18 protein-coding genes, 1 tRNA gene and 1 pseudogene are annotated in these 15,262 nt (G+C 69.4%); 6 read left to right on the top strand and 14 right to left on the bottom strand.

Translation table 11 applies throughout. The features are described from left to right. Positions 1–14 precede the first annotated feature (14 nt). Positions 15–452, bottom strand: a complete 438-nt coding sequence (locus KALB_RS00455) for a hypothetical protein (protein WP_025353757.1) — start codon at positions 450–452, stop codon at positions 15–17. 163 nt (positions 453–615) lie between these two features. After that, positions 616–2,145, bottom strand: a complete 1,530-nt coding sequence (locus KALB_RS00450) for a sigma-70 family RNA polymerase sigma factor (protein WP_025353756.1) — start codon at positions 2,143–2,145, stop codon at positions 616–618. A 262-nt stretch (positions 2,146–2,407) separates the two neighbouring features. Here KALB_RS00450 and KALB_RS00445 point away from each other — a divergent pair, with 262 nt between their 5' ends. Then, positions 2,408–2,794: a DUF7674 family protein gene (locus tag KALB_RS00445; RefSeq protein WP_025353755.1), complete on the top strand. Its 387-nt coding sequence runs from the start codon at positions 2,408–2,410 to the stop codon at positions 2,792–2,794. A gap of 43 nt (positions 2,795–2,837) precedes the next feature. After that, a tRNA-Gly gene (locus KALB_RS00440) sits at positions 2,838–2,910 on the top strand. Positions 2,911–3,040: 130 nt separating this feature from the next. Here the strand turns inward: KALB_RS00440 and KALB_RS00435 are convergent. Next, the gene (locus KALB_RS00435) at positions 3,041–4,744 is read right to left on the bottom strand and encodes a TIGR03767 family metallophosphoesterase (protein WP_236650145.1); all 1,704 of its coding nucleotides are present in this window, start codon (positions 4,742–4,744) and stop codon (positions 3,041–3,043) included. A 144-nt stretch (positions 4,745–4,888) separates the two neighbouring features. Between KALB_RS00435 and KALB_RS00430 the strand changes: the two genes are divergently transcribed. Further along, positions 4,889–6,064 (top strand): DUF445 domain-containing protein, encoded by a 1,176-nt coding sequence (locus KALB_RS00430; protein WP_042220059.1) that lies wholly within the window; start codon positions 4,889–4,891, stop codon positions 6,062–6,064. Here KALB_RS00430 and KALB_RS00425 read toward each other — a convergent pair. Both KALB_RS00425 and KALB_RS00420 read right to left on the bottom strand, forming a co-directional pair. After that, positions 6,061–6,324 carry a hypothetical protein gene (locus KALB_RS00425; RefSeq protein WP_148309309.1) on the bottom strand — a complete coding sequence of 88 codons (264 nt, stop codon included), beginning with the start codon at positions 6,322–6,324 and terminating at the stop codon, positions 6,061–6,063. The genes KALB_RS00430 and KALB_RS00425 overlap by 4 nt on opposite strands. 164 nt (positions 6,325–6,488) lie before the next feature. Continuing rightward, positions 6,489–8,087, bottom strand: a complete 1,599-nt coding sequence (locus KALB_RS00420) for a chitinase (protein ID WP_025353751.1) — start codon at positions 8,085–8,087, stop codon at positions 6,489–6,491. Positions 8,088–8,291: 204 nt separating this feature from the next. On the opposite strand from KALB_RS00420, the gene KALB_RS00415 reads away from it, so the two are divergent. After that, on the top strand, positions 8,292–8,699 hold the full coding sequence (locus tag KALB_RS00415; protein ID WP_025353750.1) for an ATP-binding protein: 408 nt from the start codon (positions 8,292–8,294) through the stop codon (positions 8,697–8,699). 29 nt (positions 8,700–8,728) lie between these two features. On the opposite strand, the gene KALB_RS00410 is transcribed toward KALB_RS00415, so the two are convergent. The 3 genes from KALB_RS00410 to KALB_RS00400 all read right to left on the bottom strand — a co-directional run bounded on the left by KALB_RS00410 (position 8,729) and on the right by KALB_RS00400 (position 10,708). Further along, complete coding sequence (locus tag KALB_RS00410) at positions 8,729–9,610, bottom strand: alpha/beta fold hydrolase (protein ID WP_025353749.1); 882 nt, start codon at positions 9,608–9,610, stop codon at positions 8,729–8,731. Between the two features lie 12 nt (positions 9,611–9,622). Beyond that, on the bottom strand, positions 9,623–9,991 hold the full coding sequence (locus KALB_RS00405; protein ID WP_025353748.1) for a hypothetical protein: 369 nt from the start codon (positions 9,989–9,991) through the stop codon (positions 9,623–9,625). A 75-nt stretch (positions 9,992–10,066) separates the two neighbouring features. After that, on the bottom strand, positions 10,067–10,708 hold the full coding sequence (locus KALB_RS00400; RefSeq protein ID WP_236650144.1) for a zinc ribbon domain-containing protein: 642 nt from the start codon (positions 10,706–10,708) through the stop codon (positions 10,067–10,069). Between the two features lie 292 nt (positions 10,709–11,000). Here KALB_RS00400 and KALB_RS00395 point away from each other — a divergent pair, with 292 nt between their 5' ends. Next, positions 11,001–11,843 carry a class I SAM-dependent methyltransferase gene (locus KALB_RS00395; protein ID WP_025353746.1) on the top strand — a complete coding sequence of 281 codons (843 nt, stop codon included), beginning with the start codon at positions 11,001–11,003 and terminating at the stop codon, positions 11,841–11,843. Positions 11,844–11,971: 128 nt separating this feature from the next. On the opposite strand, the gene KALB_RS00390 is transcribed toward KALB_RS00395, so the two are convergent. The 6 genes and pseudogenes from KALB_RS00390 to msrA all read right to left on the bottom strand — a co-directional run bounded on the left by KALB_RS00390 (position 11,972) and on the right by msrA (position 14,096). After that, positions 11,972–12,346: a type II toxin-antitoxin system death-on-curing family toxin gene (locus KALB_RS00390; protein WP_025353745.1), complete on the bottom strand. Its 375-nt coding sequence runs from the start codon at positions 12,344–12,346 to the stop codon at positions 11,972–11,974. Then, positions 12,343–12,549 (bottom strand): YlcI/YnfO family protein, encoded by a 207-nt coding sequence (locus KALB_RS00385; protein ID WP_081789134.1) that lies wholly within the window; start codon positions 12,547–12,549, stop codon positions 12,343–12,345. The genes KALB_RS00390 and KALB_RS00385 overlap by 4 nt, the downstream gene beginning before the upstream one ends. Before the next feature lie 43 nt (positions 12,550–12,592). Continuing rightward, positions 12,593–12,700 (bottom strand): annotated as a pseudogene (locus KALB_RS46195) (peptide-methionine (S)-S-oxide reductase MsrA); the annotation flags it as partial. Positions 12,701–12,740: 40 nt separating this feature from the next. Next, positions 12,741–13,037: a helix-turn-helix domain-containing protein gene (locus KALB_RS00380; protein WP_025353743.1), complete on the bottom strand. Its 297-nt coding sequence runs from the start codon at positions 13,035–13,037 to the stop codon at positions 12,741–12,743. Between the two features lie 5 nt (positions 13,038–13,042). Beyond that, on the bottom strand, positions 13,043–13,396 hold the full coding sequence (locus KALB_RS00375) for a type II toxin-antitoxin system RelE/ParE family toxin (protein WP_025353742.1): 354 nt from the start codon (positions 13,394–13,396) through the stop codon (positions 13,043–13,045). A 31-nt stretch (positions 13,397–13,427) separates the two neighbouring features. Continuing rightward, positions 13,428–14,096 (bottom strand): peptide-methionine (S)-S-oxide reductase MsrA, encoded by a 669-nt coding sequence (gene msrA / locus KALB_RS00370; protein WP_025353741.1) that lies wholly within the window; start codon positions 14,094–14,096, stop codon positions 13,428–13,430. 134 nt (positions 14,097–14,230) lie between these two features. Here msrA and KALB_RS00365 point away from each other — a divergent pair, with 134 nt between their 5' ends. Beyond that, positions 14,231–15,199: a hypothetical protein gene (locus tag KALB_RS00365; protein WP_025353740.1), complete on the top strand. Its 969-nt coding sequence runs from the start codon at positions 14,231–14,233 to the stop codon at positions 15,197–15,199. The last annotated feature ends 63 nt before the right edge of the window (positions 15,200–15,262 follow it).

The following is a 15,262-nucleotide window of genomic DNA, read 5'->3' as shown; positions in this document are numbered from 1 at the left end:
CTGCCCAGTATCACCTAGTCGACCGGTTGCAGCGGCCCGTCCACGTTGGGCAGCGAGTAGACCTCGATGTTGCGGGCCACCTTGGCTGCCTCGTTGCGCACGTTGAGCACGCCGCGCACCGTGCCGACCCAGCGCTCCGGCGGGTGCTCGTCGAGGTCGCCGGGGGTCTCCGCGACGATGGTCCACGGCCTGCGCAGGGCCCAGCGGGCCGGGAAGAACAGGAAGACCAGGGCCAGGGCCAGCAGCAGCCACGCGGGCACGACCACACCGGCCGGTGTCCAGACGATCAGCACGATGGCCAGGATCGCCAAGATCATGATCATGCCGATGCCGGGGCCGTGCCCACCGGCGACATCGTGCTCGAAGTCGTCAGCGGTGTCGGTGTTCGCCCACGACATCCGCGCGCGAACGGTCCACATCCGCCCGTCCGCACCCCGTACCAGGCGCGTCATCACCGCCTCCTCGCGATCGCTGCCTCGACACTGGAGCGTGCCTCAACGGTAGCGCGAGACGGTTGGGCCCGAAGGGTGAAACTGCCTTGCACCAGGACTCCGTCCGGGTCGACTTCACTGCACAGCGTCACGGCGCATTCTGTCGGTATTGCGCCGATCGCGCTCAGTGACCCCGGTCACCTTCCCCGTTCGGGCTGGTCGGCGGCGGTGTGGTGGTCACCGTCGGCGTCGTGGTCGTGGTCGTCGGGACCGCCGTCTTGGTCGGCGCGGGTTTGCCGGTGCCCTTGGTCGGCTTCGGCTTGCCCGTCGTGGTCGGCTTGGTCGTCGGCGTCGGCTTCGTGGTGGTCGTCACCGGGATCACCATGATGGTCGGCCCGGTGATCACCGTTTCCTCGGTGGGATCGCCGGGGTCGACCGGCCGCTCCAGCACCGTCACCCCCGGGTCGGTGCTCACGGTGGTGTGCTGAAGGCCGTCGTCCCCGGTCCCGCTGCGCCAGGTCGGCTGGTCCACCGAGGACTGCTGCTGATTGTTGGACGCGATCTGCTGGATGCCGCCAGTCGAGGGCCGCCGCTGGGCCTGACCACCGCCGGTGCCCCCCGGCGCCGAGGGCACCTGGGTGGCCGCGATCGCGGTGCCGGGGCCGTTGGCGCCGGTCGGCTGGCCGGGCGAGTCCTGCACGGTGGTCGGCAGGCAGACCTGCGCCTCGTTCTGGTCGCTACTCGGCTTGGGGATGGACAGGTTCGTGCTGGACAGCCAGGGCCCGATCGTGAGCCCGAAGACGCCAACGGCGGCCACGGCACCAGCGGTCAGCACCAGCTTGAGCCGGGCGGCGAACACGGCGCTTTTCGCGAACAGGCCCGAGGTCACCGCGCCGACACCGGCGCCTCCGGCGGCGACGTGCGTGACGGTCGCGGCCAGGCCGACCCCGACCGCGGGCAGCAGCAGTCCGGCGTGTGCCCGCAGGCTGGAGCAGACCTCGCTCAACTCGCCCTGTAGCGACTGGCAGGACTCGCAGCCGCGCAGGTGGGCTCGGATCCGCCTGCCCTCGACGCCCTTGATCGTGCCCGCGGTGTAGGCCCCGAGCTTGTCCCGGACCGAGCGGCAGCCCGTGGCGCCGTGCTCCTCGGACAGGTGGGCCTGCAGGTACGCGGCGCGCAGGCCTTCCCGCGCCCGGCGGGCCAGCGCGGCGGTCGCGTTCGCGCTCAGCCCGAAGTGCGGGGCGACCACGGCCGGCCGCTCGCCCTCCACCTCGACCTGCCACAGCACGCTGCGCCAGCGCTCGGGCAGGCTGGTGAACGCCCTGGTGATCAGCGTGCTCTCGGCCAGCCGGGTCGAGGTGTCCGCGCACGGCTCCGCGCGGCGGTTGAGCTCCTCGTCCTCGACCGGGACGTCCCTGCGCCGCGCGCTCCACTCCCAGGAGACGCGGCGGGCAACTGTTAAAAGGTAAGTGCGGACGTGGTCGGTGGGCCCGGATCCCCTGCGCAACGCCTGGAGCACCCGGAAGAAGGCCTCGGCGGTCAGGTCCTCGGCCTCGGCGGCATCCCTGACCTGCTGCATCGCGAATCTGCGCACGGCGTCGGCGTGCCGCGAGAACAGCTGACCGAAGGCGCTGTCATCGCCTGCTCGCAGCCGGTCCAGCAGCGCGCGGTCGTCCTCGGACCTCCCCGCAGACGGGCGGCTGAACTCTGCCATCTCCGCCCCTCTCGCCCAGGTCGGCGCCGTCCCTCACTGGGAAAGGCCACCGAAAGTGTGAGGTACGACCCCACTATCAGGTGTAACCAAACGTAACAGGGGTAGGCAACCCCAGTTGTTCATACTGGGAGGACAAGTCGGCCTCATACCGCCGATCGGCCTCACACGGTCGTGCTGACCACGGGTGTCGGACCGGTCACGGCTCGACGTCAGCTTCGCGCCCCCGGCCGGAGAAGGCCCTCCCCGTGAGTAGCCTTCTCTCGTGGTGGAGTGGCGTGGTGAGGCGTCGGCGCGGTTCCCCGAACTGCGCGACTACCTCGAACGCGACTCGTGGTCCTGCCACGTCTTCCTGTTCGAGGTGCTGCAACTCGCGGTGGACGCGCACCGGGCGGCCGACGAGGACCTGTTGAACCGGTCCTACGGCTTCGCCCAGTGGTGCTTCGACCAGCCGGGCGGCTTCCTGTCCAACGCCGCGGTGGTCAGCTTCTACGAGCACGTCTTCGACGCGTGGGAACTGCGACACGAGGTCGCCGACCGGCTGTCCCCCGCCGTCACGGCGAAGGTCCGCCCGCTGTGGGAGTGGCGGCTGCCCGCGGACCGGTTGGCCGAGGTGGACCGGCTGTTGGGGGTCGCGGGACACCCCGCGTGAAGGCACCCCTCGGCATGGGATATGCTGTGCACAGCACGGCGTTGCGGACGTAGCGCAGTTGGTAGCGCATCACCTTGCCAAGGTGAGGGTCGCGAGTTCGAGTCTCGTCGTCCGCTCGTGTCCGAGGGGCCTGTCTTCGTGGAGAGCACGAAGACAGGCCCCTCGCTTTTGTTTTGGGGGGCCGAGCCCCCCAAGCCCCCCACGGAATGGCCCTACGGGGCGGGGACTTGGTTCGGGGCTGGGCGGCTACGGGCGGACGGTAGTGGGGGTGGGGAGGATCAACTCGGTGTTGTGGTCGGGGGCGGTGCCGAGGCGGGTGGCGGAAGCGTGCAGGTCGTTGAAGGACAGCTCGCGGTAGAGGGCGGCGAGACCGGCCTGGGAGAGGTCGCCGAAATCGGTGCGGTAGCCGGCGGCTGACTCGATCAGGGTGGTGAACAGCGAGACGGTGCCATCCCGGTTGTCGACCAGTTCGATCACGCGGGCGTGCTGCGGGTAGTCGCAGTGCGAGGCGGTGTTGATCTCCCAGAAGGAACGTTCCGGCACCTCGTGGCCGTGCGCGGTGATCCTGTTGACGTGCGTGTGGCCGTTCACCCAGGCCAGCACGTTGGGGAAGCGCTGCAACAGGGCGACCAGCTCGGCGCCGCTGTGCCTGCCCTCCCACGGGCGGGCGGGATCGGGCAGCAGGTTGGTCATGGAGCCGCTGGTGTGGTGGCTGAAGATCAGCACGTGCTGGTCGCCGGAGCCGCCGCGCACCAGGTGGCCGTCGGCGTCGTAGTAGCGGGAGCTGACCGACTTGAGCAGGCCCTCCAGCCAGGTGAGCTGGCGGGTGCTGAGCGAGCCCTCCGCCCAACCGGCCGGGTTGGTGCTGTCCAGGCTGATGCCGAGCACCCCGGGCGCCACCTGGAACGAGTAGTAGGCGGTGCCGGTGTCCCGGTAGCCGTGGCCGACCGGGCCGGGGCCGGTGTTGGCGGGGTCCAGGTGCGCGGCGATGTACTGGGCCGGGGTGAACGGCTTGCGGCGCGGGTCGGCGGTGACCTCGCGGACCGAGCCGATGTTGGCGGTGAGCACGGCGATGGCGGTGACCAGGTCCCCCTTGGCCAGCGCCGTGGCGAGGCGCTCGGCGGCCGAGTCGTCCATGCCCTCGATCTTGACGCCGCCGGTGTAGAGCTTGTCCAGCAGCGCGATGTTGGCGGGCAGCGTGCCCTCCACGCTGTCGTCGTGGTTGCCGAAGGTCGAGTACCAGGGCGTGCACAGGCCAGGGGCGGTGAACGGCCGGGTTGCCGCGGCGAGGAAGCCGGGGACCTGCGGGAAACCAGCCTGCTTGTACCGGTCCAGCAGCGGGGACTCGGGGTTCCAGAACAGCTTGCTGCCGGAGTTCTGCACGCCCTCGAACCGGCTCAGGTCCCCGGTGTTCGGGGTGATGGTGCCACCGTTGAGCACCGACATCATCCAGTCCAGCTCGACCAGCTCGTGGTTGTCGGTGTTGTCCCCGGTGGCGACGACGAAGTCGAAGGGGCGCCCGGTGTACGGGCCGGAGGCGAGGCTGTTCACCCGCTGCACCAGCGAGCTGGCACCGAGCGCGGACAGGGTCTCCTGCACGCGGTGCGCACCGGCACCGGCGAGCGGGTGCAGGTACTCGAACCGGGCCGGGCTCTGCGCGTCGACCAGGTGCAGGTCGGTGAACTGGACGAAGGAGGCGAGCGGGGTGCGCCGGTCGTCCCGGCCCGGGCTGCCGGTGCCCAGGTCCTCGCGGACCAGCAGCGGCCAACCGGGACCGGCGGTGAGTCGGCGGTAGCCACTGTCCCCCAGCGGCATGGCAACGGTGTCCAGCGTGGTGCCAGCGGTGCGGACCGCGCGCTGACGCGTGGTGGCCAGCGCGGTCGTGGGAAGGCTGAGCGCGAGGGCCGCAGCCCCCATGCCGCCCAGGAAGCCCCGTCGGTTCAGTCGCAAGACAACCCCCTCACGGTTTTGTGAAGAAGATTCATGGATGAACGTAGACCGTGACTGAACACGCCGGGAAGGACTGCCGAACCAAGTCCCAACGAAGGTAGGTTCTCCACCGTGAGCTGGCATGACCTCGCCGTCTACGTGTCAATGCCGTTCATCGCTGCCGTCGTGGGTTACGTGACCAAGCGCGTGGCGATCAAGATGATGTTCGAGCCGATCGAGTTCGTCGGCATCAAGCCGGTGCTGGGCTGGCAGGGCATCCTGCCCAAGAACGCCGAGCGCATGGCGGCCACGGCCACCGACACACTGATCAACAACCTGCTCAGCCCGCGCGAGGTGGTGGCCAGGCTCGACCCGGAGCGGATCGCGCGCGAGGTGGAGCAGCCGCTGCTGCACGCCGTGGAGGCGATCACCCGCGAGGTGATGTCCCAGTACCAGCCGGACCTGTGGGAGATGCTGCCGGGCGCTGCGCAGCGGCTGCTGATCCGCCAGGTGCAGGCCGAGGCGCCGAAGATCGTCAAGAATCTGCTCGCCGAGATCATCGAGGACATCGACGGGGTGCTGGACATCCGGCACATGGCGGTGACCAACCTGTCCAGGGACAAGGTGCTGCTCAACCGGCTGATCCGGGACATCGCCAAGCCGGAGTTCCGCTTCATCGCCCGCTGCGGCACGTACTTCGGCTTCGCGCTGGGCCTGGTGCAGCTGGGCGTGTGGGCGCTGACCCACCAGCCGCTGATCATGCCGCTGTTCGGCCTGCTGGTCGGCTGGTTCACCGACTGGCTCGCCCTGAAGATGATCTTCTTCCCGCGCGAGCCGAAGCGCTACCTCGGGCTGGTCACCTGGCAGGGCCTGTTCCAGAAGCGCCGCGAGCAGGTGGCCGCCGACTACGGGGACCTGATCGCCCGCGAGGTGATCACCGTGCCGAACGTGGTCGAGGAGGTGCTGCGCGGCCCCAAGTCGGACCGGCTGTTCACGCTGATCCAGAACGAGGTGCAGCGCTCGGTGGACGCGCAGACCGGGCTGGTCAAGCCGTTCGTGGTGGCGGCCGTGGGTTCGCGCAGGTACCAGGAGATGAAGGTCGCCGCGGCGGCCAAGGCCATCGAGCACATCCCGGCCGCGGCCCGCAGCGCCGAGCACTACGCCGAGGACGCGCTGGACGTGCGCAACACCATCGTGGAGCGCATGACGAAGCTGAGCCCGACGGAGTTCGAGGGCATCCTGCGCCCGGCGTTCCGCCAGGACGAGTGGAAGCTGATCACGGTCGGCGCCGTGATCGGCTTCCTGGTCGGCGAGCTGCAGGTGCTGCTGCTGCTCGGCTAGCCCTCCAGCCGGTACATCCCGAAGATCATGAACGCGGTCTCGAACCGGATGGCCAGGTCACCGAAGCCGTTGCCCCACACGCGCACGCTGAGCACGTCGGTGCCGGGGCTGGTGGCGAAGGCCAGCGTGACCTCGGTGTCACCCTCCAGGGGCATCTCGTACCAGCCGTCCTCGGAGGTCGAGTCGCTGGTGATCAGCCCGAGGTCCACCGAGCGCCAGTCGCCCTCGTCGAGCTGCTGCCCGGCGAACGTGCTGGCCACCTCCACGAACGCCTTGGCGTTCTGCGCGAGGATCCAGCCCTCGGCGAGCAGCTCTCCCTTGCTGATGGCGGCCTCCAGTGTTGCGTTGCTGCGCCCCGGATCCCGAGCTTACCTGCACGGACCTGGCGCCCCGCCGGGTTTGTCGGCGGGGCACCACGCCGCGCTCAGCCGCCGAAGTACGAGCTGAAGTTGTTCTGGAACTCCCAGTTGGTGAACTTGTCCCAGTTGATCGACCAGGTCATCAGCCCGCGCAGGTCGGGGTGCGTGCCGTGCACCACGTACCCGCCGCAGTTGCTGCCCTTGGTGAGGCAGTCCAGGGCCTGGTCCAGCTGGGCGGTGGGAATCCAGCCGTTGCCCGCGTTCTGGTTGGCGGGCACGCCGATGGCGATCTGGTCGGGGCGCAGCGCCGGGAACCGGTTGTTGGTGTTGCCCGCCACCGGGAAGCCGGTCAGCAGCATGTCGGTCATCGCGATGTGGAAGTCGGCCCCGCCCATCTGGTGGTACTGGTTGTCCAGGCCCATGATCGGCCCGGAGTTGTAGTCCTGGACCGTGAGCAGGGTCAGCGCGTCGCGCAGCGCGTAGATCACCGGCAGGAAGGCCCCCGCCCGCGCGTCCTGGGCGCCCTGCGGGCCGGGCCCGTAGAACTGGTAGCCCAGCTGCACGAAGAAGGTCTCCGGCGCCATGGTGAGCACGAACTTGTCCCCGTAGCGGGCCTTGAGCTGCTTGAGCGCGGAGATCAGGTTCACCACGATCGGCGTGGTCGGGTTCTTGAAGTCCGAGTCACCGGCGTTGAGCTTCACCGACTGGTTCTCGAAGTCGACGTCCACCCCGTCCAGGCCCCACTTGTCGATGATGGCGCTGACCGAGCTGACGAAGTTGGTCACCGCGGCCGAGGAGGTCAGCTGCACCTCGCCGTTGGCCCCGCCGATGGAGATCAGCACCTTCTTGCCCTTGGCCTGCTGGGCCTTGACCCCGGCCAGGAACGCCGCGTCGCTCTCCACCCCCGCGCACTCGCTCGCCCCGCAGCGGTTGAACACCACCGTGCCGTTGCCCGCCGAGTCGGCGAAGGCCAGGTCGATGACGTTCCAGCGGTCCGGCACGTTGGCGATGGGCAGGTAGCCCGAGCCGTTGGCGAAGCTGGCGTGCAGGTAGCCGACCAGCGCGTGGGCGGGCAGGCCCTGGTTCGGCGTCGGAGTCGTCGTGGTGGTGGTCGTGGTCGGCGGCGGAGTCGTGGTGGTCGTGGTCGTGGTGGTCGTCGGCGGAGTACTGCCCGGACCGGTCAGCGACACGTCGTCCAGGTAGTAGGCGGGCTGGCCGTACCAGCCGTGCGCGTAGATCGTGACGCTGGTGGTGGACGGGCCGGTGGTGAAGCTGGTGGACAGCTGGGTCCACGTGGCGGCCGAGGTCCAGGTGCTCGGGTCGGTGGTGCCGGTGCCGGTGGCGCCCAGGTAGACGTAGCTGCCCTGTACCCAGGCCGAGAGCGAGTACTGCGAGTTGGGCTGCACGCTGACGACCTGCGAGCACTGGGCGAAGTCCTGGCCGGCGGGGGTGGCCGAGGCCGCCCCGCTGCCGGAGTGCACCGGCGTGCTGACGGCGGCTCCCCCGGAACAGATCCAGCCGGACAGGCCGGACTCGAACCCGGCGTTCGCGGCCAGGTTCGGGGCCTCCGGTGCACCGGTCGCGGACTGGGCGGTGAGCCCGGTGGTGACCAGTGCGGCCACTGTGACCCCGGCTAACAGGTGGACCAGCGATCTGCGTGCCATGCCTGACCTCCGCGTGGATGCGACGCACGTCACAGGGATTGGACTAGACCACATTCGGGGGTGTCAAGGTCTAGACCAAATTCGGTCACTCGGCGGACAGGCCGGTCAGGCCGATACTGTCCGGGTGATCGGTGGCATGACAGCGGCGCACACTGGGCATCCTGTGCACGTGGACCGAGCCCGCCGCGACCGCATGGGAAGCACATGAACGAAGACCCGCTGCCCGAACCGCCCACCGACCACGAGGAGGTGCACTTCGACCTCGCCGGGCTGGTGGGCATCCGCGAGCTGGTGGCAGGACGCGCCCGGGCGCAGGGCCTGACCGGTGAGCGCGCCGAGGACCTGGTCCTCGCGGTGCACGAGCTGGCGGCCAACAGCGTGCGGCACGGCGGCGGCAGCGGGACGTTCCGGCTGTGGTGCGAGGGCACCGCGCTGGTGTGCGAGGTCAGCGACAAGGGCTGGATCACCGACCCGCTCGCCGGGCACCGCAAGCCCGCGGTGGACCAGTGCGGTGGGCGTGGGCTGTGGCTGGTGCACGAGCTGTGTGACGCGGTGCTGATGCGCTCCAGCGAGGCGGGCACCTCGATCCAGGTGCGGATGTCACCGCCCTGAGGACGGTCCGCACCCGGATCGGGGCGGGGCTAGTCGGTCTGGGCCCGCTTCGTGTTGCCCGCGATCGCGTCCACGATCTGCGGCCACGCGCCCGGCGGCAGGTCGTGGCCCATGCCGGGCACGACGAGCAGTTCGGCACCGGGCACGGCCTCAGCGGTGGCCCGCCCGCCGCTGACGTCGATCAGCTTGTCCTGTTCGCCGTGGATCACCAGCGTGGGCAGCCGCACCTCGCGCAGGTCCGCGGTGCGGTCCGGCGCGGAGACGATCGCCGCCAGCTGCCGCTGGAAGCCCATGGGCCGCACCGACCGCTCGAAGGAGGCCGCCGCGCGCTCGGCGAGTTTGGCCTCGTCCAGCGGGAACCCGGGCGAGCCGAAGGCCTGCGCCGCGCGCACCGCGTTGGCCGCGGCCTCCTCGCGGGTGGTCGGCGGGGTCTGCATCAGGGCCGCCATGGCCTCCGGCGTGGCCTGGCCCACCGCGCGGTCGCCGGTGGTGGACATGATCGAGCAGACGCTGAGCAGCCGGTGCGGGTGGTCGATGGCCATGCGCTGCACGATCATGCCGCCCATCGAGGCGCCGACCACATGCGCGCGGTCCACCTCCAGCTCGGACAGCAACTCCGCCGCGTCGGTGGCCATGTCGCCGATGCCATAGGGCACCGTGCTGAAGTCGCCCGCGTACACCGCGGGCACGTCCAGCACCGGCAGGTGGTCGTCCAGGCTGCTGGACAGGCCGATGTCCCGGTTGTCGAACCGGATCACGTGGAAACCGCGCTCCGCCAGCAGCCGGCAGAACTCCGGGTCCCACAGCGTCAACTGCGCGCCCAGCCCCATCACCAGCAGCATCGCCGGGTCGTCCGGATCACCGAAGGTCTCGTACTCGATCTCGATGCCGTTGGCGGTCACACGCGGCACGGTGGCGTCCTCTCACAGGTCGGGCAGCGGGTCGGGCGGCAGGAACTCGTCCCCGGACATCTCCGCGTCGGCCGCCCGCACAACCGACAGGTACTCGTCGTCGATCTCCAACAGCATGCTGCCCAACGAGATCACCGGCCCGGCGCCCTCCTCCACCGGGGTGAGCCGGGAGGTCCTGGGGAAGCTGGCCCACACCGAGTCCGGCTCGTTGCGGCGCAGTTGCTTGCACGCCAGCACGGTGATCCTGGACCGGCTGACGACCACCAGCACGCTGATCATCCCCGGCGGGCCGGCCGAGATCGCGGGGAAGACGTAGTCGATCTGCTCGTCAGGCTGCAGGAACTCCAGGCAGCTGCGTCGGACGGCGGTGGACAGTGGCACGACGCCTCCCTCGACGTAGTACCACCGAGTGTGCCCGAGCAGGTCAGACCGCGTCGACCTCGGGCAGTGCGGGACTCAGAGCCTCGAGCCGCAGTCCGAGCAGAAGACCGCACCGAGCTTGTTGTTCTGCGAGCCGCAGCCGCCGCAGGGCACCGGTACCGCCATGGGTGAGCCGCAGGCGGAGCAGAACTTGCCGCCGTCCACCTTGGCCTTGCAGCTCGGGCAGTTCAGCTTGGCCCTGGTCGACATGTCCACGTTCGCGGTCCAGTCGGTCTCGTACGCCTTCTGCCGGACCTGCTGGACCTGCGCCTCGGCCTGCGCGCGGGCGATCTCCTCGGCCAGCACCGGTGAGCAGCGCAGGCACTGACCGATCTCGTCGTTCCAGCACAGGGCGGCGCACATCCAGTCGCCGCAGCCCCTGCACTGCCGGAAGTTGTCCCTGACCTGCTCGACCGCCGTGCCCAGCGCGCGGTCCTTGGCCGGGGAGTTGGTCGCGCGGTCGTAGCGCCACTGCTCCGCGGACCGGCTGATGTCCTCGGCCGCGCCACCGAACAGGGAGCCGACCACCCGCAGCAGGCCGCGGCCCATCTCCACCTTGTCCCGCTGGAACGGCGACCGGTAGCCGTTGCCACACCGTTCGCAGTAGAACTCGAACTGGTAGCCCTCGGTGTTGGACAGGTCGTGGAAGTTGTCGGTGAACGGCACAAGTCCAGGCACGAGCGAACGATAGCCGGTTGCGCACGTCCGCACACAACAATTGACAACACCCCATCGCACAAAAGAGCAGAACAATGCACTTAGGTGCAATTCACCCGCCCTTTCGGGCAGGGCTCGCCGCACGCGGACACGCCTCGTGCCGGCCCGGTCACGAGCCGCCAGCAGGCGCAGACCTGACCGCTGAGCTGCGAGTTCGTCCGAGTTGCCCGTTGTCGGTCCGAGCCGGACGGTCCGCCGACTAGTCTGTCCGGGCAGTGGCAGCCGGGAACGGACGATGACCGCAGGAGAAACAGTGAGCAAGGAAAGCCAGACGAGCGGCATCTACCAGGAGCCGCGCGAGGTCACCGATATCTCGGACTGCTACTTCTACCACACGATGGACATTCCCGGTCACGGCACGGTCGAGGGTGAGTGGGATCTGCGCGGCAAGGAATACCAGTACCTGGGCGGCGTGGACTTCGCGGGCAAGCGGGTGCTCGAACTCGGCCCCGCCAGCGGGTTCCTGACCACGTACATGGAGAGCCGGGGCGCCGAGGTCGTCGTGCGCGACCTGTCCGAGGACTTCTCCTGGGACACCGTGCCGTTCGCGGGCATGGACTACGCCGAGGCCGACGAGAACCGGCGCAGCCACCTGCGCAAGCTGAACAACGGCTTCTGGCTCAACCACGCCGCGAACAAGTCCCGGGCCAAGGTCACCTACGGCACCATCTACACGGTGCCCGAGGAGATCGGCCCGGTGGACATCGCCACCTTCGCCAGCATCCTGCTGCACGTGCGCGACCCGTTCGCCGCGCTGCACAGCGCCTCCAAGCTGGTCACCGACAAGATCATCGTCACCGACCTGTACCCGACCACCGACTTCCACCTGGTGCCCAACATCGTGGACGCGCAGGGGCCGCAGGGCGAGGAGACCGCCACGCTGACCGCGCTCGGCGAGGCCAAGATGGTGTTCCTGCCCCGGCACGAGGACCAGGCCTACGCGGACACCTGGTGGATGATGAGCCCCGCCATCATCCAGCGCTTCCTCGGCGTGCTCGGCTTCGAGAAGACCGAGGTCACCTACCACCACGCCCCCGCACGCGGGCACCGCACGTTCCTGTACACCGTGGTGGGCCACCGCACCCGCCAGCCCTGAGCCACCGATCCCGCCGCCCCGGCCCAGCGGCCCGGGGTGGCGGGACGGCTCAGGCCGCCGAACCGCGAAGCAAGTCGTCGGCGCCACCGCCGCAATCGCCATGCCCAGCCATCGCCGCCTCTTCCCGTTCAGGCGGTCCGGGCCCGCAGCACCGACGCGATCTTGTCGAGATCGTCCTCGTCGCACGCGGCCACAGCGAGCACGAACTCGGTCGCCTCGTTCACGTCAGGTGTGAAGTCAGCACCATTGAGCGCCAGGAACGTGCGGCACGCGACCCATGCGAGGCGCTTGTTGCCGTCGACCAACGGGTGATTGCGCAGAACGGAGTGCAGTAGCGCGGCTGCCTTCACGTGAAGATCCGGGTAGGCGTCCTGGCCGAACGCGGTCGCCTGCGGCCGGTGAGCCGCAGAGTCGATCAACCCTGCGTCCCGGATCAACGCTTTCCCACCCATGGTCAAGTGCGCGATCGCCACGAGATCGTTTGTGGTCAGGTACTGGGTCACGCTTTGGCCAGCCGGTCAAGGATCTCGGCATCCTTCGTGACGACCCTGCGAGCAACGGCCATCACGGAAGCGTGTCGCAAAGCCTCGAGCCGCTCCCTGATCGCCTCGACCACGAAGCTGTTGATCGACACGTCCTCCGCGTCGGCCGCCGCGCGGAGTGCGGCGTCCAGTTCGTCCGGCACCCGCAGTGTCATTGTGGTCATACAAGCATGCTATCGCGAAGTGGTGGCGTGAGGCGGTGGCATGTCACTCCGCGACAGGTGCGAGCCCCACCGGGCAGCTCACACCCGTACCGCCGAGGCCGCAGTAGCCGTGCGGGTTCTTGGCCTCGGACAGGTACTGCTGGTGGTAGTCATGCCGTGAGCGCAATAGCACCTGGCACCGGAGGCCACGATCAGGCAGCTGAGCTACCCGGCGTCAGCTGCACAACGAGCTTCGCCTCCAGCGCACGAGCGAGCCGTTCAAGCACTGGAATGGTCGGAACCGTTCCCCCCGCCTCGAATCGAGCGACGGCGGGTTGGGTCATCCCTGCGGTCTCGGCGAGCTGCGACTGCGTCCAGCCGCGCTGCTCCCGCATCTCACGAACGGCCTTGCCCAGCTCGAACGCAAGCCGTGCCGCCTGATACGCCTCTTCAGCTCCCGGCTCCGCCATGCGCTCATCACGGAGCTGCCGCCAATCGCTACCGGCCATTGCCTTCACTCCCCGTCGTGCGCATCCACGGTGTGCTCCTGCGCGATGCACAGTCGCAATGCACGTCGCGCACGATCCACCTCGCGTTCTTCCCGCATGCGAGTCTTGCGGAACACCGTGAGCAGCACGATCCGCCTCCCCGATGCGATCCAATACGTGACCCGCACAGCTTCGCCGTCCAGGTGGAACCGAAGCTCGCGCAGCTTGCCGTCCAGTTGCCGGGTGTACGGCTCTCCCAGCAGTGGCCCCTGGTCGGCCAGCAGGTCGATGTAGAACGCCGCCGTCGCAAAGTGAGCTGTGGGCAGGTTCTCCAGCCAATCCCGTACCTCCGGCTCCAGCTCAACAGTACCCCAGCTCATACCATCGATGCTATACCGAAGCCGGAAGCTGTCACCCCTCGCCGATGCCGAGCCCCACCGGGCAGCTCACACCGGTACCGCCGAGGCCGCAGTAGCCGTGCGGGTTCTTGGCCTCGGACAGGTACTGCTGGTGGTAGTCCTCGGCGTAGTAGAAGGTGTCCAGCGCCGCGAGTTCGGTGGTGGTGGCGCCGTGACCGGCGGCGGCCAGTGCCTTGTCGTAGGCGGCACGGCTGGCCTCGATGACGGGCTGCTGCTCGGGTGCGGTCCAGTAGACGGCGGAGCGGTACTGGGTGCCGACGTCGTTGCCCTGGCGCATCCGCTGGGTGGGGTCGTGCCCCTCCCAGAAGACCTTGAGGATCCCGTCCAGGCTGATCACGGCCGGGTCGAACACGACGAGCACGGCCTCGGTGTGCCCGGTCAGCCCGCTGCACACCTCCTCGTAGCTGGGGTTGGGCGTGTACCCGCCCGCGTAGCCGACGGCGGTGGTCCACACGCCGGGGGTCTGCCAGAACTTGCGCTCGGCGCCCCAGAAGCAGCCCATGCCGACGACCAGGGTGTGCAGCCCCTCGGGGAAGGGCGGCTGGATCGGCCGGTCGGTGAACACGGCATGAGCAGCCGTGACCGGCATCGTCGCTTTCCGGCCCGCCAACGCATCGGCAGGGCTTACCATCTGTTGCTTGTCACGCCCGAACCACGCCATACGACCACTGTACGAGCCGGTGACCGGCCTACGGCGATCCGTAAGCACCCCGCAACAACCGGGCGCTGCGGGCGGCTGACGACGATGTGAGCGACCATGTCACCCAGTGGTGTCGGCAGTTGAGGAGCGGTGCGATGACGTGGCAATCGGAGCTGCGCGAGCTGGACGCCGCGTTGCGGGAGCAGAGGATCTCCCCCGCCGACTACCGGCGCAGACGTGACCACCTGTTGGCGGAGGCCTCGGGCGGGATGCCGCCGGGGCCGAACACGCCGGTGATGCGCCCCGCCGACCAACCGGGTCAGTCCGAGGTGGTGCCGCCCTGGTCCCCGCTGGCGCCCCAGCCCCAGCCCGCGCAGCAACCGCAGCAGCCCGCGCCCTCGCAGCAGCCCATCCTGCCGATGCCGGGCACGCCCTACCAGTCGCAGCCGAGTCTGGACGCCGACGTGTTCAGCGTGCGGGCGACTCGCCCGCGGCGCTCGGGGCGCGGCCTGGTGCTGGTGGTCGTCGTGGTGCTGGTGGTGCTGGGCCTGGGTGTGGGCTGGTGGTTCGGCTTCGGGCCGGGGACTGGGGGTGGCACCAGCCCGACGGAGTCCGCCGGGGTCCCGACCAACGCCGTGGTGGCGCAGGCGGTCACGGTGGACAAGCTGCCGCAGCTGCCCGGCACGGCCCGTGCGGACAAGGGCAAGCTGAGCCTGGACGACGGGGTGCAGAAGGGGCTGTTCACCAGCGCGCAGGCCGATCTGCTCGCGAAGAACTCGGTGACCGACGCCGTGTTCACCGGCTCCGGGGACCAGAAGACCTTCTACCTGGTGTTCGCCTTCAACTCCTCGGACCAGGCCAGGGCCGAGGCCCTGCTCAATGACCTGCTGGACTTCCAGAAGCTGGGTGGTTTCACCCCGGCGCAGGTCAGCGAGGTGCCGAAGGGGGTCAGCGTGGTGAGATCGGTCACTGGCCAGGGCGCCCAGTTCCGTGCCCTCTACCGTTCGGGGCGGTCGGTGCTGGTGATCGCGGCGGCACAGGCGGCGCCCGCCGACGAGCAGGCGGTGGCCTCGGCCGTGCAGGACGCGACGCGCAGGACGGTCACGGGCATACCGGTGGGGTGACCTACCAGGTCACAACCCTGTTTCCTCAGTGCCGAGTCGCCGGAGGCGGGCCGGGGCGGTTCG

The organism is Kutzneria viridogrisea DSM 43870, assembly GCF_000525635.1.
In the GTDB taxonomy this organism is placed as follows: domain Bacteria; phylum Actinomycetota; class Actinomycetes; order Mycobacteriales; family Pseudonocardiaceae; genus Kutzneria; species Kutzneria viridogrisea.
This window is presented reverse-complemented; position numbering and strand designations above follow the sequence as displayed.